Annotated in this window: 16 protein-coding genes; 1 reads left to right on the forward strand and 15 read right to left on the reverse strand. The window is 42.5% G+C overall.

Annotated elements, in window-relative coordinates; all coding sequences use genetic code 11:
* Positions 1 to 12: 12 nt before the first annotated feature.
* From G9Q97_RS14805 to G9Q97_RS14840, 8 genes are all read right to left on the reverse strand, one after another.
* A complete protein-coding gene (locus G9Q97_RS14805; protein WP_166148154.1) occupies positions 13 to 1,368 on the reverse strand; it encodes a Gfo/Idh/MocA family protein in 1,356 nt (451 codons plus the stop codon).
* Positions 1,369 to 2,007: 639 nt separating this feature from the next.
* On the reverse strand, positions 2,008 to 3,420 hold the full coding sequence (locus G9Q97_RS14810) for a sulfatase (RefSeq protein ID WP_166148156.1): 1,413 nt from the start codon (positions 3,418 to 3,420) through the stop codon (positions 2,008 to 2,010).
* A gap of 52 nt (positions 3,421 to 3,472) precedes the next feature.
* Positions 3,473 to 6,121, reverse strand: coding sequence for a DUF4962 domain-containing protein (locus G9Q97_RS14815; protein WP_166148157.1), 2,649 nt, complete (start codon positions 6,119 to 6,121; stop codon positions 3,473 to 3,475).
* Complete coding sequence (locus G9Q97_RS14820; RefSeq protein ID WP_166148159.1) at positions 6,118 to 6,840, reverse strand: DUF1961 family protein; 723 nt, start codon at positions 6,838 to 6,840, stop codon at positions 6,118 to 6,120. The genes G9Q97_RS14815 and G9Q97_RS14820 overlap by 4 nt, the downstream gene beginning before the upstream one ends.
* A gap of 263 nt (positions 6,841 to 7,103) precedes the next feature.
* Positions 7,104 to 8,906, reverse strand: a complete 1,803-nt coding sequence (locus G9Q97_RS14825) for a RagB/SusD family nutrient uptake outer membrane protein (protein WP_166148161.1) — start codon at positions 8,904 to 8,906, stop codon at positions 7,104 to 7,106.
* Between the two features lie 32 nt (positions 8,907 to 8,938).
* Positions 8,939 to 12,229 carry a SusC/RagA family TonB-linked outer membrane protein gene (locus G9Q97_RS14830; protein WP_166148163.1) on the reverse strand — a complete coding sequence of 1,097 codons (3,291 nt, stop codon included), beginning with the start codon at positions 12,227 to 12,229 and terminating at the stop codon, positions 8,939 to 8,941.
* 179 nt (positions 12,230 to 12,408) lie between these two features.
* Positions 12,409 to 13,503 carry a FecR family protein gene (locus G9Q97_RS14835; RefSeq protein ID WP_166148165.1) on the reverse strand — a complete coding sequence of 365 codons (1,095 nt, stop codon included), beginning with the start codon at positions 13,501 to 13,503 and terminating at the stop codon, positions 12,409 to 12,411.
* A gap of 858 nt (positions 13,504 to 14,361) precedes the next feature.
* Positions 14,362 to 14,961 carry an RNA polymerase sigma factor gene (locus tag G9Q97_RS14840; protein ID WP_166148167.1) on the reverse strand — a complete coding sequence of 200 codons (600 nt, stop codon included), beginning with the start codon at positions 14,959 to 14,961 and terminating at the stop codon, positions 14,362 to 14,364.
* Positions 14,962 to 15,348: 387 nt separating this feature from the next.
* On the opposite strand from G9Q97_RS14840, the gene G9Q97_RS14845 reads away from it, so the two are divergent.
* Positions 15,349 to 16,503 (forward strand): amidohydrolase family protein, encoded by a 1,155-nt coding sequence (locus tag G9Q97_RS14845; protein ID WP_166148169.1) that lies wholly within the window; start codon positions 15,349 to 15,351, stop codon positions 16,501 to 16,503.
* 92 nt (positions 16,504 to 16,595) lie between these two features.
* Here G9Q97_RS14845 and G9Q97_RS14850 read toward each other — a convergent pair whose 3' ends face one another.
* The 7 genes from G9Q97_RS14850 to G9Q97_RS14880 all read right to left on the reverse strand — a co-directional run bounded on the left by G9Q97_RS14850 (position 16,596) and on the right by G9Q97_RS14880 (position 22,542).
* On the reverse strand, positions 16,596 to 17,642 hold the full coding sequence (locus G9Q97_RS14850) for a ThuA domain-containing protein (protein ID WP_166148171.1): 1,047 nt from the start codon (positions 17,640 to 17,642) through the stop codon (positions 16,596 to 16,598).
* 385 nt (positions 17,643 to 18,027) lie between these two features.
* The gene (locus G9Q97_RS14855; RefSeq protein ID WP_166148172.1) at positions 18,028 to 18,471 is read right to left on the reverse strand and encodes an RES family NAD+ phosphorylase; all 444 of its coding nucleotides are present in this window, start codon (positions 18,469 to 18,471) and stop codon (positions 18,028 to 18,030) included.
* Between the two features lie 3 nt (positions 18,472 to 18,474).
* Entirely contained in the window at positions 18,475 to 18,858 is a 384-nt protein-coding gene (parS, locus tag G9Q97_RS14860; RefSeq protein ID WP_166148174.1) for a type II RES/Xre toxin-antitoxin system antitoxin, read from the reverse strand.
* 225 nt (positions 18,859 to 19,083) lie between these two features.
* Complete coding sequence (locus G9Q97_RS14865) at positions 19,084 to 20,202, reverse strand: alkaline phosphatase family protein (RefSeq protein WP_246255701.1); 1,119 nt, start codon at positions 20,200 to 20,202, stop codon at positions 19,084 to 19,086.
* A gap of 64 nt (positions 20,203 to 20,266) precedes the next feature.
* Positions 20,267 to 20,431, reverse strand: a complete 165-nt coding sequence (locus G9Q97_RS14870; RefSeq protein WP_166148176.1) for a hypothetical protein — start codon at positions 20,429 to 20,431, stop codon at positions 20,267 to 20,269.
* Between the two features lie 69 nt (positions 20,432 to 20,500).
* Entirely contained in the window at positions 20,501 to 20,923 is a 423-nt protein-coding gene (locus G9Q97_RS14875; RefSeq protein ID WP_166148610.1) for a VOC family protein, read from the reverse strand.
* Between the two features lie 86 nt (positions 20,924 to 21,009).
* Positions 21,010 to 22,542, reverse strand: a complete 1,533-nt coding sequence (locus tag G9Q97_RS14880) for a RagB/SusD family nutrient uptake outer membrane protein (RefSeq protein ID WP_166148178.1) — start codon at positions 22,540 to 22,542, stop codon at positions 21,010 to 21,012.
* Positions 22,543 to 22,551 lie beyond the last annotated feature (9 nt).

A 22,551-nucleotide genomic window follows, 5' to 3' on the forward strand; every position in this document is an offset into this window, starting at 1 on the left:
CTGTGGTCTATTCTACCAAAGGTCTTCTCCGTAAGACCATCCTTCGCGAACAGGTTCCTTGATGTATGCATCTAACTCTGGACGACCAATGGCCTTCATGTTTTTTTCGTCGTATTTAATGGTTCCGCCAAAACGTTGCGCTAGTACACCTACAAGTCCCATCTCTGTTAAGTCAGCACCATAATCGAAGTTTGAGCCCGGTAAGGTATCGTTTTTAATGGCAGCCACCCATTCTTGTACCGGTTTTTCTTCTTCCACTCTTGGAATGGTTTCTGCTGGTTTATTCTTTTGAAAATCTATCCATTCTTCTTCTGGAACAAGTAAACGAGGATTGTTTGGACGACCACCATGGTAAAGTGTCTTCTTGGAACCAATCATGATCATCCCATTATCCGGCATTTCTTCAAGCCCGTACTCCTCCTTTAATTCGGGTTTGCCCATGCCTTCAATCCATTTCATAGTAACGGGTGGTTTATTCCCGCGAGCGCCAAATTGCCAGGTTATCGTTGATTCCTTTGCAATCATGCTATGATCAGGAACTTCGGGATTTGGTACGACTGCATCTACGGTATGTGGCATGCCAAGATCCAATGCCCAGAAAGGAGCATCTAAGGTATGACAACACCAGTCGGCCATTGCTCCGCTACCAAAATCGTAGAAAGTTCTCCATGATTTAGGTGCATATTCATTATTAAAAGGAAGATCAGCTGCGGGACCTTTCCATAAATCCCAATCTAAACCTTTAGGTACTTCATGTACTGGAAAAGGAAAGGCTTCAGGCTTCGAGAAATATCCATCCGGACTAAACGTTGTCGGGCCTCCCCATCTAATTACTTCTTTTACATCCCCAAGAACACCTGCGTCATACCACTCTTTTACCAATCTAATTCCATGGGTTGTATGTCCTTGATTTGCCATTTGTGATACGATACCATAATGCTTTGCTGCTTTTTTCATGGTGCGGCATTGCCAAATATTATGCACCAGTGGTTTTTCAACCAACACATGTTTTCCAAGTTGCATGGCAGCCATTGCCGCAGGGAAATGGGTGTGGTCAGGCGTAGCTATCATAACGGCATCAATTTCATTGGCCATCTCGTCGAACATTAGCCTGAAATCTTTGTACTTTTTAGCTTTGGGTACCGTTTTGTATGCTTCTTCAGTCATTCTGTCGTCAACATCGCACATGGCCACAATATCCTCAACGGCAACCTGGCTCCAACTAGCACGACCTCTGGCGCCTACACCAATCATTGCAAAACGCAATTTTGTACTTGGCGGACGTTCGATAAAATTAGGAATAAATAATACTCCTAAACCTGCTGTTGAAGCTGATTTTAAAAATGTTCTTCTATTTGTATTCATCATAATTTTATTAAATGACCTGATGCTTAATCGATTATCCTTTTATTTTTTAAGCCAAATATTATTTTCCTGAATTTAAAAACCAGGTAAATAAGGTTTTCCACTTACAGGATCATAAATATTAAGGTAAAATCAAAGTAAATAGGTTAGAATTTGTCAGATTAATGTTGTAAATTTTAAAAGTTCAAGTTTCCGAACTCACTTCACCGTTAGGAGCCGTCAAGTGATAATGCTCTCCTTGCTCTTATTTACCCTGGAAAGTGATTTAACAAATGAGAAACCAAAAAATGGCATTGGTTAAAACACAACGGCTTCAATAGCTGCTGGAGTGAAATCGTAAGAATAGGAAACACACAAAAAGTAATCACCAGATTGGGTACAAACACCTACGACAAAACAGTCGTTACCCGCTAGTGTACCGTGCCAAACAAATACCTGAACCTGATCTCCAAACCAAGCCCCAGCTTTTCAAAAACGAAAATCCCTAGTACACTAAACGGAAATCGAAAAAATTTAAAGAGCTAAAAATCTGCTACTAATGATCAGATAGCTGCAATGTGGGCTGAAGCTTCCACCTTCATTGGAAAAAAGCCCGGCCTGCTAACAAACAAAGAATTGATAAAGGTATCTCTCTGGATAACATTAGTAGGAAAACAATTTTTTGGCTAACTCCGGGTTTACTTCCTGCAGGTAAGCCACAAGCTTGTAATCCAATTCCTCCGCCTTAGCGGTTTGAGTAGCGTACAAATCACTCGTTTCGCCCAGATCAGTGGGCAGGTGGAACAATTCCAGCTTGCCTGTTTTCCAAAAACGAATAAGTTTAAACTCCCCCTGAATCAAGGCCGAGTGGGGATAGCCCTCGCTGTACCGGTGAAAAACCAGGAAATCGTTTTTTCTCAGTACCTCCCCTCTTCCTTCAGATTGTAAAATGCCGGCAAAACTACCTCCATCCAGGTACTCCGGAAGGAAGCCAGTATACCCAGCTAGTATGGCGATAGTTGGCAAAATGTCCCAACCTCCTACCGGTTCATGACTCAAGGTACCGGATTTTATTCCGGGACCTTTTACTATAAATGGAACCCGTATCCCCCCTTCGTAGAGCGTCCATTTGCCTGCCCGGAGCGGTGCATTGCGCAGGGGTTGATCGAATGTATCGGGGTGTTGTAATTTTTGCAGCGAAGGCAGGGGGGGCAACAATTCCACAGAACCGTTGTCCGCCATCAGTATAATGTAGGTGTTACCGGCAATACCCAGGGATGTTACCTTGTCAAGTACCTGGCCAATGGTATAATCCATATCTTCTAACATCCCCGCCCATGCCGGATTGTTGTGCCTGGCACCTTTTGGTTTGTTCCGGTATTTCTCCAGGCTGGCTTCACGGGTCTGCATGTCTACGTGTGTAGCATAATGCGATAGCTGCAGGTAAAAGGGATTGCCATGACTCACCTGCCTTTCCATAAAGTTGATTCCTCTTCGGGTAATGGAGGAGCTTCGCTTAGGGTCGTTAGTTAGAAACACTGCCTCCCATTTATTGTCTTTTGCTGTCATTAAATTACCGTGTGCATTACGGGTATCTCCGTCACTTTCGTCGAAACCCAGGTCTTCGGGAAAGATCTCCGCACGTAAGTCCCATTTGCCGAAATGTGCGGCTTTGTAACGGCTATCAATACCTTTCAACAAAACTGGTATGGTCAGCTGAGAGGAATTCGACCGGGGATGATGGGTATCGGGAAAGGTCTCGTCCCCGAGCCTGGCAGGAGTTTGTCCAAACAGGATGCTTCTTCGGGTGGGAGAGCAAATAGCAGCAGGAGCATAGGCATTGGTAAAGCGCATCCCTTCCCTTGCCAGCCGGTCGATGGAGGGCGTTTCAAAAAAATCACTTTTGGATGCGACAAACCGGTCGTCCATGCCGATGGAGGTGCTACTCCAACCCTGGTCATCGGTAAGGATAAAAATAAAATTGGGAGGGACAGTCCTTTCCTGGGCAAAAGAGCTGCTGCTACCTAATGTACACAGTAACCATAAAAAGGGCGAAATTAAACGGGTTTTTTTCATGATGGCTAAGGCTATTTTTGGTCTGGGGATAGTCTTCGGAAAGATTATAAATTTACTGGTTATTTTTTTGTTGATACTGCATTCGAGCTTGCATTTCGTAGGGTACCTGGTCCTTAACCTCTTTAAATAAAGGCGCACCACTTTCGTTAATTACCCCCAGTTTGCTACTCCCCGGATACTTTCCAGCATAGGATTGATTCTGCAGGCGAAGCATTTTTCCATGGGAAGAAAAAACCGTTTCTGAAACATGATTGTGAATAAAAAGGTCTGGTGCTGTATCTAAATTCAGGTTGGCACTGATTGTCCAGTTTCCCATTTTAATTTCTACTTTCCCATTTTCGCTCAATCCTTCAGACAATTCGGTGTCGTTCAGGTCCTCCCCTACCTGAATGATGGTGAAAAACCGCATTTTTAAAGATTTTTTAGAGGTACTTGCTTTTAAATGGTATTGGTTATTTTCGTAGGATTTTAATTTCCCATCTTCTCCAAGTGTCCCACGCCAATTTACAGCATCAATATCAAAGGTATCTTGCAGGTGAAAAGATAGTTTTTCTGAGGCCCATATTCGCCCCGCTCCCATAGCCGTTTTCTGTTGAACGGCAAAGGTTTGGTTTTCCCTGTTGATTTTCATTTTATCCAGGCTGTGGATAAGCCAGGACCATTCTACCGGATTACCTGCCTCCAGTTCATCATATACAAGAAGCAGGTTCGGTTTCAATAAAATCAGGTGCCGGTAGTTTTTCAGGACCGAATAGTCTTCTCCGGTTTCCTTACTCTTATAGGCCATAGATGCATCCCCCTTGGCATATGCCAATTCATCAGTATGCAAAAATCTGGCTATCCATCCAAAAGCCTCCGTACTGTATGGCTGGCCCATCCCATCTACCAATATCCCATTCTGGCTTTTGGTATGCTGGTACCAACCTGTTCTGTGGGGATCGCTCATGGCAACCTTATATCCAGTTCTGTAAAAAAGCTTTTTTCCTCCATACAGCACATTGAAAACATTCTGATCTGAGAGCATGTGCCCATATGAGCCAAAGGGACTTGAACGCATAGCTACCATCAGGTTTTCCTTTGTATTGCTGATGTCGCTATGCATGGATACCACACCAATGTCATGAAAGGACCTTCCGGTCGGTAAGTCTAAACTGGGTATAGGATCAGGGATGGATAAATCCCGGGTCTTTGTTAACCGTATCCACCTGAGAGTAGCATGACCTGAAAAATCAGATTTTTCGTATTCTAAACATTTATTAGCATACCAGGAAGCTTTGGAACTATTGGTAAGTTTGGCTAGTTCGAGAGCGAAAGCAACATACTCCGTACCTGGTGTATCCATTTCTTCTGAATTATCTGCAAAACCATCCGATGCAGATCCTGGAGGAATATGGTAGATCATCCAATCCACCTGGTTTACATACCAGGGGTGTGCATTGATAAAATCAAATCCTGTGAATTTTTTAATATACAATGGTATATCTAACATTGTTTCCATATTCATTCGAAAATAGGAAACCCCTTCTGCCCATCCCCCATCCATTCCGCCCAGGACTGGAGCTTTTGCCAGAAACAATTCATAGGCATATGCCAGCCACTTGGCGGCATCCGGTTCAGTGCCGTAAACCGCCATACCAGTTTGGAAAAAATAATGAAGGATATGTTGCCAAACATGTCCACTCAAAACCCTGGACTCAATATTATTGATCCAGGCGGAATAAAAATGAGCTGCCCTGGGCTTAATAGATTGCAATAAGCCGGCTTTTTGAATCTCACTGAGTCTGTCATAAAATGTGTCAAATACCAATGCCATGGATAACATACAACGTGCATCTCCAAAGTCATTGATACTTGAAACTCCTCTTGGTTCCCAGCTAGCTACTTCAAAGGCTATTTGAATGGCTTTTTCAGCATACTCCTCCTTACCGCTTAAAATATAGCCTTCAGATAAGGCCAGAATTAACTCGTAAACCTGGGTCCCCAGTTCCTTGCTGGCATCAAGTCGAAGCTTTCTATTCTGTTCCTCACCTTTACCTTTTCGTAAAGGTTGGCCTTCCCTTTCCTTAGGGATGCTGGTCTTAAGAGCTTTTTCCGCATTTAGTAAAATGGCCCGGGTATCGTTATTTGGGTCCAGGTGACGAATTTGAGCAAGATCGGCTTGGGTGACAAGTACTCTTGGATGCGATAAAGGTAATGCCTGCAAAAACTGCTCAGCAGTGGGGGACACTATTGACCTTACACTATCTGCCACCCTAAAATGTTGTGTCCCTGACCATTTTCCTCCGGATTTCCTAAATTGCCAGTACCAGCTCCCAGTTCCCAACTTCTGATGCGGGTTAAAGATCGCCCAGGGGCTGTCTTTTAATTCGAGTATCTTTTCCGGGTTAGAAAAAATACTATCCGACGATAACCTGGCTTCATACCTGATATTTTCACCTTTTTCAACTGGCCATTTTAAAACCGGTGGATTGGTGAGTGCTACCATGCCAGAAGAAGGTTTTGGATAGTCCAGGTACCTTGGATATACCACTTCCAATTGGTGGGGATCTTCAACAACACCACTCTTCTTGCTGGTTTTTCCCCGGCCAAAAAGAATAAAACCCATAATAACAAATATACCTATGGCAATAAGGATAAAACCTTTAAAACCCATTTTTGTTGTTCCAAAAAATCCGTTTGTATTTTCTTTATGATTTCTCATTTAGAGAGTTCCCAAACTTTAAAGTTTTTGTATCGGAAATGCGTCCATTTCATTTGTCGAAAGCCAATTTTACCTTCCTGCAAAACAGGTCCCAGGTCCTTTTCATCAACCCAATCAATGATTTTTCGATTGTCTATATACATCAAAATCCGGGAATCGTTTTTCACCAATTTGAGCTTATGGACTTTTTCAGAGCTTATTGGAATTCCAGGTTCCATTTGCTGAACCAGGTGAAACCCACTGTTTTTCCTTAGGTGTGAAATTTCCCTTCCCGGATTATCCGTTCCATTGGCATAATAGGAAATGTGGTAAGCACTTATATGTTCACTTTTGGTATATTGTGTAAAGGTACCATCCCTTTTAGGAAAAGAAGTATCGAAAATTCCGGCACCATTATTCCCTTTGGCGGAAAAGAATATTATACACAAACCGACTTCAATATTCAGGTTTTGGGCTTCCCACTCGGCAATAAAGCTCCCGGGAAAATCCACCGGACACCAAAATACATGGTGGAATTTTTCTTCCGGAGAATACATCTCCATCCAGCCATCCTTAAACCTGACCTGTCCGGGACCCTCCATTATCCATTCATTAACTGCTCCCTCCGAATCCATATTATTTTGATAGATAAGTTCGCCTTTTTGAATTCCCTGTATTTGGCAAAAGCATTCATAAAAGGACAATAGCACAGACAGAAAAAGAAAAACGACAGTTCTCATGTGCAAATCGGCTACATTTTTATTGCATTTTCAGGTAATTTAACCAAATAACTGACCCGGTTATCCACACCCTGAGGTCTCAGTAAATAGACCAAGAAATAATAACAAACCCTTGAATCCAGTTACGATTTTAACAGGAAAACATCAGGGTTCGGGTAGAGGTTGTTAATTATTTTTTTTATACCAAAGGATGAACCACGAATTAAAACGGGAAAACAGAAGTCTCCCGTTTTAATCCCGATTCACCCATTCAATTTCCCTGTTCAATACCCGGGGTTTTGCTGCAGGGGTGGCTGGGTCCTGTCAATTTCGTGTTGAGGAATAGGCCGTAGCAAATGCATTTCTGATAATGCACCATTGGATTTTGTCCAAAAATTATACTTTTGAGTTCTTTCAAGTAACTTATTAGTTCTTTTCAGATCAAACCACCTGTTGAATTCACCCATTAACTCTCTTGCACTTTCATCCAAAATCATATCAATGGAAATATTGGCAGCGGTGGCTCTGTAGGACTCTGTTTCCAATGAACTTAGCATTTCAGGAAATTTTGCCTTTTGCGGATCCACTCCCTGACCTACTGCCCGATCCAACACTTTATTGTAATAGACCTCAGCACCGCCCAAAGAGCCACCTGTAGCACCTTTCACAATAGCTTCAGCGGCTAAAAGATATGCCTCGGCCGATCTGAACAAGGCAAAATCAAAGGTTCCATGACCATCTCCATATGGGATGTTTGGTTCCCAAAATTTCCACATGGTAGGCCTGAATGCAGTAAGCCTTGAAATAGCCTCACCGCTAATGATCTGCTCATGATTCATAACAGCATAATTCTTGGTTCCCCCCTCGTCTATCCCTTTGTCAGCACCGAAAGCCGGCCTATTCCATGGAGTCCAATAAGCAACAGTATCTCCTACTTCATAGCTTACTGTCAAGCTTGGATCATCAAAACTATAGGCATAATCATTAACTGGCTGAAGCGCATAAATGACCCGCAGAAAATTATGGGAATAGCGGCTATCGACCTGCGGATCAAATAATCGATACAGAGCGGGTGTGGGTTCATTTTGGTTCAAGTGCCGGTTGTAATCACTGGTTCTACCCCTGCTACCCACCAACTCTGTGTTTCCCGGAAAAATGGAATGGTAATAATTGCCTGGTTCCCGGCCATTTCCTTCCATAGCATTGGTTAGCACATCATTATTGTATTGAATAGCAAAAACCACCTCACTGTTTTTCGGATCCTGTGATCCTGAATATTGCGTAAGCGGATTTTCAGAACGTATGGGAAAGAGCGTGTTGTACGATTCCACCAATGGATAGGCTTCTATCACTTTATCCGCATACTCCAGCGCTTTGTCGAAATCACCTGGATTGCCACCTAGAGAATTGTTGAAATTCCAGCCACGAGTCAAATATACCTTTGCCAAAAGAAACTGTGCCGCCCCCTTGGTAGCCCTGCCATACTCGGTGGCTACCTCAGGAAGGTCGGCCTCTGCTTCTGTCAGGTCTTGGATGATTTGAGAATAAATAGTTGCTGAGGCAACTCTTTCGACCGCTTTATTCGCCGTTATGGTTTCCTCAAGGGGCATGGGAACATCTCCCCAGGTCTGAACCAGGTAAAAATAAGTAAGAGCGCGCAGAAATTTGGCTTCTCCTACTCTTGCCGATTTGAGGGCCGGATTGGAATAAGTAATGTCTTCGGCCCTACTGATGGCTGCATTGGTCCTGCCAATCTCGCGGTAAAATATATCCCAGGGTCCGATAAATGTTTCTGATGTGATATTTACGTAGGTATCTAGGACAGGACCCTGCCCTACTGATTTTTCAGTCCAAAGGCCATTTTGGAAAAGGTCCGTCCCTGGTAAGGCTATGGGATACTGAAGAATAAAATCCCGCAATAGTGGGTAACATGATTTAATTAAATCCTCATACCCTGCTTCTGTGGTAACATAAGAATCAGTCGTGATATTTGAAATGGATTCTTCTTTAAGGAAATCCTGGCATCCTGTACCGCTCAACATGAGTAGCAAAAACAGGAGCACATTTTGAAAGTTATATTTTTTCATTTTGTAACTATTTTAAATATCAGGAAGAGAAATTAGAAAGATGCACTTACACCAAACTGGAAAATGGAATGGGGAACATCATCTTGATAGGTTCCGGAATTGAATTCAGGATCCATCCAAATATTTTTTTCCTTGGTAAAAACAAAAACATTATTGGCCTGACCATACAGTCTAAGATTACTGAATTTAATGGTATTAAGCAGGCCAGGTGGTAAGGTATACCCTAGCGTAATGTTAGATATTCTCCAAAAGCTGGCATCCTTATATTGAATGGCCTCCCGGAAAGGGTTATTTTGCCATACACCATAGTAATCATTGGTAGGATTATTTTCGGTCCAATAATTGAGGTTCAATCTATTGTAGCGATTACTACCGAGATCTCCCATGGTACCCTGCAGCAAGCTATTCCTGAACTGTACACCCTGCCGTGTGTACACAAAAATGGACAAATCCCAATCTTTATAGGTAAACATGTTGTTAATTCCAGCCATCCATTTGGGCAACTGATTTCCCAAAATAACCCGATCATCGATCCCCTCAGAAGAAGAAATCAATCCGTCATTATTCTGATCTACTACCTTTACCGATCCTGGAACCTGTCCATAAGATAAGGCTTCTTCTGCTTCATCCAACTGCCAGATTCCATCAAATTCATAGTAATAATTGGATCTTAGGGACTGTCCTACAAAAAGCCTGTTGGCAATATCTTCCTGGACGGTTCCACCGTATAATTCTAATATTTCATTGTGATTGGAAGAAAAATTAACTGTAGTATTCCACCTGAAATTTTGGGTTTGAACATTGACTGAATTTATGGTAATCTCAATTCCCCTATTGAGCAACTTCCCCACATTGGATGTTATCGCTCCAAAACCAAGGGAGGTAGGAATTGCCACATTTTGGATCAGATCATTTGTTTTTTTATTGTAAAGTTCAATTTCTGTATTAACCCGGTTTTCAAGAAATCCCATGTTGATTCCCAGGTTAAATTCTTCGCTATTTTCCCATCGCAATTCAGAATTTCCAATATTCCTTGGGGCATAACCATAAGCAGGGTTACCATCAAAATCATATGCTGTCCTGTTCAGATATGCCTGAGTACTATACGGTGCTACAACATCATTACCTACCCGGCCATAACTCAACCTGATTTTTAAATCTGAAAACAAATTTAAATTCTGAATGAAGGCTTCATCTCCGACCCTGTAAGCAATTGCTGCCGAAGGAAAAAATGCCCATTGGTTGCCTGCTGCTAAAACTGAGGAGCCATCATATCTTCCTGTAAGTGTTACCAGGTACTTTTCATTGAAAATATAATTGAACCTTCCCATATAGGACATGATAGACCTTTCTACCAAATCACTCCCTACACCATTGATCTGGGCGGCGGTATTTAGGGCATAAAAACTCGAGTTATATGCCAGGTTTTCTACCCTTATCATGGAACTTTCAAATCTTTCCTGAAGCGCACTCTGGACAGCTGTAAAATTCAGATCATGTAATCCAGTCTTAAATTTATAATTTAAAATATTATCCCAGGTATAGGAGCCATTAAATTGGAAGTCATTTCCTGCGCTGGGCAATCTGTTCAACCTGCTTTTAGAATCTGCTCCCCGGAATTCACCTCTTCTGCTGTTAAATACTGATGTTGACAAAGAAGATTTAAACGATAATCCCTCAAATGGAGTTAACTCCACATATGCATTGCCCAGGAAACTGGAAACCCGCGTTTCATCCTGGAAATTTTTGGCTGCTACCTCTGTTAAAGGATTATTGACCTGAGTATCCTTAATTCCCATCCAAAAAGCATATCCATCCACATTTTTGTCGTTGGTTTCAGTGGGATTACTTAAATCGTCATAATAGATGGTACCTGTTGGTCTTGCCCTATATGCATTTCTTAAGGTTTCAAAGGAACCAGTACTGAGAATACTATGGGTATAGTACGTATTAAAACCAACTTTTACTACATTATTCAATTTGCTGTCTGCACTTCCTTTCAGATTGAATCTTTCAAAACCAGTGTGCAAAACATTTCCTCTTTCATTCAGGTATCCCGCTGAAAAATAATGCGTGGTATTTTCGTTCCCCCCGGAAAGTGCGATCACGTGACTGGTTTGGAGGGATGGATCCGTAACTTCATCCACCCAATTAACAGATCTTCCATTTTGAACATTCTCTAATTGAGCAGTAGTCCAAATTACCTGAGCATTGGGATTTTCGGCAAGGACCACATCATTGTACGCACCGTAAAACTCCTGTGCATTCATAAGGTCAGGCAAAAAGGCAGGTGTTTTGACCCCCGCATAGCCCTCATAAGTCACTTTTGTTTTACCCTGCACCCCTTTTTTGGTGGTTATGATTATTACTCCATTGGCACCACGGGCACCATAAATGGCAGAGGAAGAAGCATCTTTCAGCACATCCATGGAAGCTATATCACTGGGGTTCAAAGTATTTAATTTTCCTCCCATTACTCCGTCAATTACAATCAAGGGTTCATTACTAAAACCTATAGATTGAAGTCCCCTGATATCAATGGTATAATCTGATCCGGGCCGGGAATTGATTTTGTTGACATTTACCCCAGCTACCTGACCTTGAAGTGCCCTGGCAGCCTGTACCGGGTTTTGCCTGATAATATCTTCTGAATCTATAGAACCGACTGCACCTGTCAAATCACTCTTTTTGATTTCTCCATATCCCACTACCACGACTTCCTCCAGCGCAGATGCATCAGGTTCCAAACTAATGTTTAAACTGGATTGGTTGCTAATCGTGACGTTTTGGGCAATGTATCCAATATAAGAAAATACCAAAGTGGCCCCCTCCTCGACCGTCAGGGAATAATTACCATCTAAATCAGTAACGGTACCTGAGGTGGTGCCAAGGACTGTCACCGTAGCCCCTGGTAAAGGCTCTCCGTTTTCATCCGTAACTTTACCCGAAATCGTGATTTCATCATATTCCACCAGCTCAACCAAACTTTTCTGGTCTGATTTCTTGACATGGATGGTCTCGTTGACTTGTTTGAACCTAAGGTTGGTTTGGGTCGCAATGGATACCAACAAATCATACAGGCTTTCTCCGTTGCTTGCTATGGTTACCAAGGGACTGTTCTGGATTTCCCTACCGGCAAAAACAAAATTGAAATCCGTTATCTTCTCCAGTTCTTTAAAGGCTGTTTCTACCTTTACCTCATTGAGTGAAAGGTTTACGTTTACTTCTTCTATACTTTTCACCTGTGCATTGCCGTTCCAGGCAAGCAGCAAACTCATGCTGAGGCATTGTAGGGTGAAAGCCAGGGTAAATAATTTGCTCATGTAAATTACATGCTTAAGTAGGCATTTTTTCATATCTTTACATTGTTTGTTTGTTAAATAAACATTTAACGGAACAGGGATGGCCGTCCCCGTTTCCGCTTCCATTGGGGCCATAGGTGTTGACGCACTTGTGGCCCTTTTTCCATTTTGTTCGTCAGGTTTTGTCCATAGGCTTGTTTTTATTTAAAATTTAAGGTTACCTGGTCTTTATCTATCCTAAAATCAAATCGGGCAGAATAACTCAGCCCTTCCAATACGTTCTCCAATGTTTGGTTGTGAAACCTCCCCGATAATTCCAAATCATTTCTGGGCAGGTTCGCAAAACTTATTTTAACCCCATACCAATTTTCCAAAACCCGTTTAATTTCGATCATAGGGGTATGTTCAAAGACAATGGTCTTTTTGGTCCAGGCCAGCACCTTTTGCGCATCAAAGGCTACTTGTTTTACTTCCTCTCTGTCCAGATTGATGTGCAGGCCCTGCCCCATATCAAGCCGTGTATTTTGAGAGGGCATCAATTCAAAATCCACTGCCACCAATCCCGTGAACAAGGAAATATCCAAAGGCTCATTTTCAAAGGCTTTGATATTAAAGGATGTACCCAGGGCGGTGGTGGTGACCGGACCGGTCTTCACCTTAAAGGGCCGCTTTTTGTCTTCCGCCACCTCAAAAAATGCTTCACCCTGCAACTCCAATACCCGCTGATGGGACTCGAAATTTTTGATGTACCGGAGTGAGCTTCCTGAATTAAGGATAACCTTAGAGCCATCCTGTAAGGTCAGATTGGATTTTACACCGGGAGATGCAATATGCTCTTCATAGATGACGGGCAGCTCTACCAGTTGGGGCAAAGGCTGGGGTAAAAACAAATTGACCATAAAGGAAAGGGAAAATGCAAGGACCAGGATGCCCACCAAACGGTAAAATTGCATGGACCTATTATAATCCCTGCCAGTCCCCTTTTCAAATCTCCGGAGTGTACCTGATGAGTCCAAGGGTATGACTTTCTTATCCTTTACTCCCACCTGAATTTTATCCAGGGCCTGGTCGATGGCCATCCAGGTATACTCTATGCGCTCCTGGCCAACCTTTCTACCCTTTCTGGACATGTTCAATACCAGCTTTCTGGCCTGAACCATATCTTTGTTCTTTCCGGGATTTTCAGCCACATAGGCTTCCCAATAGGTTTTGGTGGCGGTATCGGGATACAGCACCCATTTTTGGAATTCGGCATCCAAAACAAAATCTTCTACGGTATAATCTCGTTTACACATGGTATCGGTATTCATACAAAGGAGACAAGGAAGCGAAAAAGTTATCCTTCGAAAAGAAAAAATATTTTAAAATTTGGGGAATAATTAAAAATAGGAAGGGATTATTACGTACTATGGCCGGCTTCCTGCCCTACAATATTTTGATGGATGATAAAACCCAATTTTGGCATAAGTTTATCGAAAAAGGACATTTAGATCTACCGGCCTAGTACGTGTTCTTACAAACTGCCACGAATGCAAGCCCGGTCATTCGATATACTATTGTTTAAAGTTGGCACATTACCGATGACGTAATTTAACTTTTGTTTGATTTAGTAGTACTCCTGATGAATTTTGATAAAAAAAGGCATATTTTTTAAATACGCAAAGAGCGATGGGCCGACAAAAAACCGGGGGTGCGGCAGGTATGTGGGGGGAAGGATTTTTTTGTCTTGATTTCCTGCCCTCCGGGAGGCGGGTTTGGTACTTTTTCATCAAGGAAAAAGTACAATAAAAAATGCTAAAATGCCAAAAATAAGCTTTAACTCCCAATTATCCATTAAAAAATGAGACATCTATTTTCCCATATAGCTAATTTTAAATTCTGATACATTGAACAAATCAATATCCCCAAATATTGCAAACAACATATCGTCATCCCGATTTCTGATTTTTCTTAAAAAATTAGTTCTCGCAATGACGACAAAAATCGGATTTTTAAGACGGTCTTAGCTCGAATTCTCAGTTAACCGATAAGTATATAAGCCGAACCCCGGATACCTTCCCTTTATATCTTGCGGACTGGAAATTAAAATTTTTAAAAGACCCCAACTATTGTAAATAGATGGGTGATTAGTCCTGGCTAGAAAAAAGAATTTATTATAGAAAGATGAAAACTATTCCCAAAAGGGAAATAACATGCTTTTTCAGGCTTCCAATGGCTTTCCAGGCCAAAGTATACACCGAACGCAGGTTGATACCCATCATTTTAGACACTTCTTCGTAGGAAAACTGTTCAAAAAACAACAATTGGATGACCTGCTTTTGTCTAAGGGGCAATTTATCGATTCCGTTGGCCAACTTCCGCTGAATTACCTGTTCCCGCTGAATTCCAATAAGTGTACTTTCCATCGATTCAATGGAATAGGAGGTGGCACCCAAATCATCCAGGGCTTCCATTTTCCATTTGGCTTTCTTTTTACTCTCCCGGTAGATTTTATGGGATAGGGATTTAAACAGGTAAACTTTTACATTATCTGCCCTTTGCAGGCTCGGGTGATATTTCCAAAGGTCAATAAAAACTTCCTGAATGCAGTCTTGAATAAATGCTTCATCATTCACCAGGGCCAATCCATATTTAAAAAGTTCATGGGAAAAAAGTCTGTATATTCCCTCAAGGCCCTTTCTGTCACCTTTTCTTAAAAGCAACCAAAAGTCGTCCCAATTTTGAAAAAAAATAGGGTTTTCCTGGATTTTCACGATGGATATTTTGGGTAAATGTTTAATTCAATTCCTAATAATCGGTATAAATTTAAAAATTAGCAAATATTGTTGATAAAAACCTTTTTATTTGGCAACCTATTTACAATCAAAAGAAAGAATGGTCGTTTTACTATCAAAAAATCCTAATCACTTCCATTTTTTTTTGCAGAAAATCATTCCCACAGATACCTGTCCTGTTTTCTCCTTTTGTGATGGAAACAGCCTCCGCAGCGGCAGGACAGGTCCGAAATTCCTCTTTTACGGACTCAAATCCTTTTTTCAGACCAATAATTTGGCTTAGATTGTACAAAAATAATTGATCCACCAAGCCAGGTTAACCCCCAACAAATCAGAAAATCTCGTAACAAACTCCTTCCAAAAACCATGAATAAAAAGACCAGAATATCCAACTTGATTGTATTTCTCCTATGCCTTAAATCTCTTATTAGCTTCGGTCAAACGACCACTACACCGGATAATAATAACACATCGGCCGAAGATAACTACTATACGCTTGCGGATTTTGGTCGCATAGAAAAAATCGATGCCCATGTACACCTGCGAACGGATTTCGATACCGTTTTCATAGGTCAGGCGGCCCGGGATAACTTTAGATTGCTAAATGTAAGTGTGTATACCTCTCCAAGCCGGACGCCGGAAGCGCAGGAAAATTTTTCGTTGAAACTCATTGGCGAATTTCCGGAGATCGTTACCTATGGCACGACCTTTTCTCTGGAGGGATTTACCAGCAGCGATTGGGAAAGTGAAACCCTGGACTATCTTGAAAAATCCATTGCCAAAGGGGCCATAGCAGTAAAGGTGTGGAAGAACATTGGCATGGAGTTGAAAAATGAAAAGGACGAGTTGGTAATGATTACCGATCCTGCCTTTGATTCCATCTTGCAGTTGTTGGTGGAAAAAGACATTACCTTGCTAGGCCATCTTGGGGAACCCAAAAATACCTGGTTGCCGCTGGAGGAAATGACGGTGCAGGGGGATCGGGAATATTTTCGGGAAAACCCCCGATACCACATGTATCATTTCCCGGATTTACCTTCGTATGAGGAGCAGATTAGCGCACGTGATCAACTGCTAGCCAATAATCCCGATCTAAGATTTGTTGGGGCGCATTTGGGAAGCCTGGAATACGATGTAAACGAACTGGCAAAAAGACTGGATTCCTTTCCCAACATGGCGGTGGATATGGCAGAAAGAATCTCCCACCTGCAACACCAGGCCGTCACCAATTGGAAAGGAGTGCGCAACTTTATCATCCAGTACCAGGACCGACTCATCTATGGAACGGATTTGCGCTACGGAGCATCGGACATACAGGCGAAGGGATTGACGAAACCGGAAGAAATTTCGGAACATGCCCATCAGGTTTGGTTAAGGCATTGGCAATTTTTTACCGGGGACGAAGAGATGCAGGTACCAAAAGTCACCGGTAGCTTTAAAGGATTGAAATTGCCCAAGACGGTGGTGGATAAAATTTACCGAACCAATGCCGAAACCTGGTACCCGGGACTCCGCCGTTAGTTTCAGATGGCAATAAAGATTTCAATCCTTGCGAATGCCAATGGAGCAACGTAAGAAAGGCTTGATGCAATAGCTGCTGCTACCATTCGGTTTTATTGACCATCAATTTTTAGCTTAAAATCCCTACTGCTTGATTTTTCTGCAGTAGGGAAATCATCCGGTATGGGTAGGGTAACCTTTCCTGTGGCCGCCCATTCCGCTCCTCTTAAAAAAGAGGTGATAAAACCAACGCTTTCCATGGAGTAATCATCATGTCCTAGTGCAGTATGAAATATCCGGCCTTTACCGTAGTCAATCACCATCAGCATCGGTTCGTGCCGATCAGTAGGTGCTTTGCCCGAAACATCCTTACCAGTAGCCAATATGGTCAAATTTTCGGCCGGTCCGCGCAATTGAGAATAGCATTCATCCTTGGTGGTTAGCCATACTTCCGGCATTCCCCTGGTGATGGGATGATCTTTCTCACGTATTGTAATGGGAAAAATATGGCCAGGTCCATGGGCACCGCCTTTCCCCGGTGAAGGATCTCGTACCAGCTCGCCTTCATTGGTATAATACACATAAGGTCCATCTTTTTCAGTACGGTCACCCCAGCCTCCCAGGCCAATCATTTTATTGTATTCCAGCCAATCTGGAAAAGAATTGTTTGCAGCGTGAAAGGAGACAAAACCTCCGCCGGAGGACATGTATTCTTCGAATGCTTTTTGGGTGTCCTCCGGCCAATCCGCTGCCTTCCAGCCAAAGTTGGAAATCACCACGTCATAATTCTCGAATATGGGGGAGAAATTCGGATCATGTTGGGGGTTTTCCAGATCTATGGTTGCGCCTAGTCCCGCTAACGGCAAGTACTTCTTTTCCCTTTCTGCTCTCCAGGTAAACCTGGTTCTGTAAATAGCTACCTGAAAAAGCCCGGTTTCTTCCAGGTACTGCTTCATCATTAGGGTAGCTTTGGGCCATACCTCATGGTTGTTTTGGCCATCAACAATTAAGGCTTTTAATGGCGCATTTCGTTTCGGTCCATTATAGCCCCGCATTTCTTTGTTTGTGGCCAGTTCACTAATCCAAAGGGGTTTTGTTCCGGACTGTCCGCTTAAATTCATTGAAAGCAAGTAGATTACAAAATAAGGAAGGAATTTCATGCTATTATATTTTAAATACTATAATCTCTGGGTTTTCGTCAGATTAGAAACTTGCACTGATGTATTTATTTTTCTCGCCACTATCCATTAGTCTGCCGACTTCCTTGTTATCCACAGGAGGAAAACAGCTTTCAGGGCATCAGCACTTTTAGTACCTCTTTGTCCCCAATTTCATTGATCTAAAGATAGAGAATATCGTGAATTTTAAACAGATGTCTGGCTATTTTCCTTTGAATCTGAATAATTAAATGGTTATCATTTTCGAGTTTGATCATAATAAGCTGTTGCAATTAATATACCTACCTATTAAGATTTGCTAAGGAATTTTCCTCCCTTCACTCTAAAATCTCGTATTTGGGGGAATTAAATTATCCAGCAAATAGGATCAAAGCCTCTTGTCAAAATAAAAAGGCAGTACATCAATCAATTTTACCTGATAAAATTCCGGATGTAGGGTATTGATCACATAATTGGACTCATCAGGAATAACTGCAGAAGGAACCTTTAGCAGTAAGGATTCATTTTTCTGAAACCAGGGGGATCCAATTTCCTGGCAAGGTTTATAAAATGAGCTTTGGTTCCAGTCATTCGGTAGATCGGACAAATTTACCTGTCTGGCCGAAACTTGGTCGGGCACATAGATGACCATGGTTCTAAAGGTACTTTTAGATTGTCCAATGTTTTGGTGTACCATATTTTCTAAACAGGCCAATGAGCGGCTCCACGAAGTGTATATGACTTCTTCACCTGCCCTGTTCCACCTTCCAGGAAATCCAGGGGCAAAAATTGTTTGTGAAAATGTAGCTTTTGTAATCCTGAAAAGTTCCATTTATCAGACCACGTATCCATGCGCAATGCGCAATAATGCCTGCATTACCAGGTCAACTCCGGTATTTGATTTCAAGAAGTCCAATGGCTGTTTATTGTCAAATGCAAAAGCAGGCGAATGTAACCAATCTCTAAAAACCTTACTGCTTTCAAAAACCTCCGCTCCAAATTCAAACAACTCATTTAATTTCAAAAGCAGCTCTCCCTCTAAAGCTCCAAAACTCCTGCCTTTATTTCTGTAATTATCTATAGTCCTTGGGTCCAAACCCAATAAAGCGGACAATACCTGCTTTTGTAGTCCTGACTTTTTGAGCAATTCATCAAACAGGTCAATGTGAATCCCCTTATCTACTTGATACACCACCTGAAAATCGTCTCGTACCTCCATAGCATTAAATTTTTCTTAAAAATAAGCATTTTTTCTTGTGATACAAGAATTTTTGTTATTTTCTTGATCAACATATGCTAAAGAGTAAATCTTACTCCCCTGTCAGAACAGTTTTCAGCAACTCAAAATCCCCATCAATATCCTTCGGTGCGGTCAAACCCAAAATTGAACAAAGTAAGGGATAAACATGAATGTTCTGAAAAGGAGGAATGGTAAAGCCTTTCTTTATCGCCGGGCCATTGGCATAAAAAATACCATGCAGGTCCTGAAATTCCGGGCTGTACCCATGTTCTCCAAAACATCCGTCTGAAACATGGCAGGACGGTTTTGGTAAGTGACCATGCCCTTGGTAGTAGCCAGGTAATAGCCAAGTTCGGGCATGATCAGGATATCCCCTTTCCGGTTTTTGAATTTCTCCGGATCTTTATAATAAGTTTGTTCCTGTACCTTCACCGCCGAGAAAGGTCCTTCCTGTGCGTTTATTTTTTGAAACACAGCATCGATTTCCGAAGGTTTTTCCAGATATAGATGTGCCAGGGCACCGTTATTTACCAGCCTGGCATTGATACCTTCTGTGATATGGTCCAGGTTCAATAAGTTTTCCTGCGGCACATTGGTCATTCCATGGTCGGAAACAATGACTATATTAATATCCAAATCAAAACTTTTTAATCCCTCAAACAGGGCTCCCAATTGATGGTCCAGCCGATCAATCCTTTCTTTTAATTTTTCATCATTATCGGGGCCATACCGGTGACCCACATCATCCATGTCTGAAAAATACAGGGTAATCAGTCTGGGCCGTTCTGCTTCCGGAAGCTGTAGCCAGTCAAAAACCTTGGAAATCCGGGTAAGATTAGGAACACTTGCATCAAAGGCATAATAATAACTGGGCCTGATTCCCTTAACCGGAGCTTCGGAGCCCACAAAGAAATAGCTGGCTGCCTTTATCCCATTTTGTTCTGCCAACACCCAGATAGGCGTACCCCCATACCAATAACCGTCCCCTACGATATCTCGGTTTACCATACTGTAAACCTGGTCTTTTTCGGGTTCATAAAAAGAATTGTCCACCAAACCGTGGTTTTCGGGAAGCATACCAGTGGCAATGGTGTAATGGTTGGGAAAAGTCTTGGTGGGAAAGGAAGGAATCATGGCATCTGCGGCAGTCCCCGCCTCGATGAATTGGGTCAGGTTTTTCGGCTTAAAGCGATCGGTGTAATCGTACCGGTAGCCGTCAAGGGAAATTAATATCAGATAGGGTTCCTTTTCCTGAGCAAAAAGCCAGTTAGTAGAAAATACCAGCAATAGGCAAATACAGCAGCCGGAAAATAATGGTTTCATGCTTCGTAAAATTCAATCGGCAAGCCATCGGGGTCAGCAATATGGTGGACTTTGTTGATTTTGATCATGGATTCATACCCTTGTCCATCTTCTGAATAATTTGTCTTAACAAGTCGTTTTGTTCTCTTTTGAGGGTAAAGTACCTGTTGACCCAGGTAAAAATAAAGTAAATCCCTGTGGCAATTACAGCCAGGTAAAATATGCCGTAAGCAATTATTGGGAAAATCATATTGAACAGTTTAATGAAGCATCAATTAACAATGGCAAAATAAAGAATTTTTATTTAACTAAAGACTTTTCATTTGGCAAAAATCTGCTTAGGGTCCTGAAAAGCTTTAAATTCCAGGGCATTGCCACTGGGATCCAGAAAAAACATAGTAGCCTGCTCGCCTACTTCCCCTTTGAACCGGATATAAGGCTCAATAATAAATTTGACTTGGTGATTTTTTAGCCTGGCTGCCAGATCGTGCCAATCTTCCCATTCCAAAACCACGCCAAAATGCCGAACCGGGACCTTTTGTCCATCCACCTGGTTGGCTTCGGCAAGGGCCAATTCTTCCAGTTTCACATGGGCGGATAGCTGGTGTCCGAAAAAGTTAAAATCTATCCACTTTTCGGAGCTTCTACCTATTTCACATCCAAGCAAATCCTGGTAGAACGTTCTGGTTTCCTCAATGTCCCTGATCGGAAAAGCAAGGTGAAAAGGTTGCATGGCCTGCATATATTTCAAGATTCAAAATTATATCAAATTAAAGCAAAAAGCATGAAGACCTGAGGCCTTCATGCTATATTTTTATCCAATCTCAATCAATATCCCGGATTCTGTACCAGATTTGGGTTGATATCGATTTCAGATTGTGGAAAGGGAAACAAATAATGCTTGGATGGATCAAATTGCCGCTGTATACCAGACCCCGGTTCCACCAGGGTGGGAATGTACTCCTCGGCATACCTCCACCTTTTGATATCCCTGTACCGCATGCCCTCAAAGGCGAATTCCACCCTTCTTTCGTTTCGGATCCGCTCCCGCATTTCATCCTGGGACAAGCCTTCAGGTAGGGATGGCATTGCCACCCCCGGACGGGTTCTGATGGCATTCACCGCATCATAAACTGCCTGAGTAGGTCCATTCAATTCATTGGTGGCTTCGGCAAAATTCAATAGAACCTCTGCATAGCGGATCAAAACCCAATCCTGTTCACTCTTGGTGGAGTAATCAATAGGCAGAGTTTCCACATTGCCTCCCTTGGCCGGCATCAATCCGGTCATGGAAACTCCATTGTAAGCAAATTCCACCACTTCACCTGACTCTTTGACCGCAGGATCATTAAAATCCCGCATTGTCTTGCCCAAACGTGGATCCCTGTTTTCTTTCCAGTTATCCGGATCATACAAGGGCGATTCAGAAATGGGTAAACCATCGATGCATTCAAAAGCATCTCTCAATTCGGCCCTGGGGTTCCAAATGCCATGCCAGAGAATCCTGATATCCTGATTACTAAAATTATCGGGATTTAAATACTTTGTGGAAAACATAATTTCCGGATTGTTACTCTGCCCTTCAGCCAAAAACATGTTTTGCCAATCTTCTGTATAAAGGCCAAACTGCCCGTCTGACATTACCTGGGAAGCCGCTTGTGCAGCAGCAGTCCAATCGGATTCAAATAGGTGTACACGGCTCTTCAGGGCCATGGCAGAACCTCTTACAGCGTGCCCGCTGGAGCTGTAATCAGTATTGGGTAGGCTGGCGATGGCCACATCTAAATCTGCCAACACCTGATCGATCACCTGATCCCTGGAGCTTTGGGCCACCTTTGCCTCATCAGCAGATACAGTGGAAGTATAAAGCGGCACTCCTCCGTAAAAATCCGCCAGGGTAAAATAGAAGAAAGCACGTAAAAAGAGCACTTCCCCTTTGTATCGGGTAATTCTTTCCGCGGGCATGTCTACCCTGTCAATGTTCTCCAAGAAATAATTACAGGTAGCTATTCCCTGGTAACAATGGTTGTAAACATTGGCGAGAAGCCCTCCTGAAACCGCTTCCATAATACCCATAGCAAAGGTTCCGGTAGAGGCTGCACCCAAGCTCTGCCCTCCTTCATTCGCATCACCCGCCATGATGGCCAGGGAATAGACCCCTTCATGGTTAAAGGTATTGGTATTTAGCCTGGAATATACTCCCGCCAGGGCCAGATCAGCATCCTTCTGTGAGGTCCAGAAGGTAGGGCCTGAAATTTGGGTTGTAGGGTTTCTTTCCAGGAAATCCGTACAGGATACTGCCGACAAGACCAGCAATCCTATTAGCATATGGTGAATATATGATACTTTTAAATATTTCATCTTGGTAAC

The organism is Cyclobacterium plantarum, assembly GCF_011290685.1.
GTDB lineage: Bacteria > Bacteroidota > Bacteroidia > Cytophagales > Cyclobacteriaceae > Cyclobacterium > Cyclobacterium plantarum.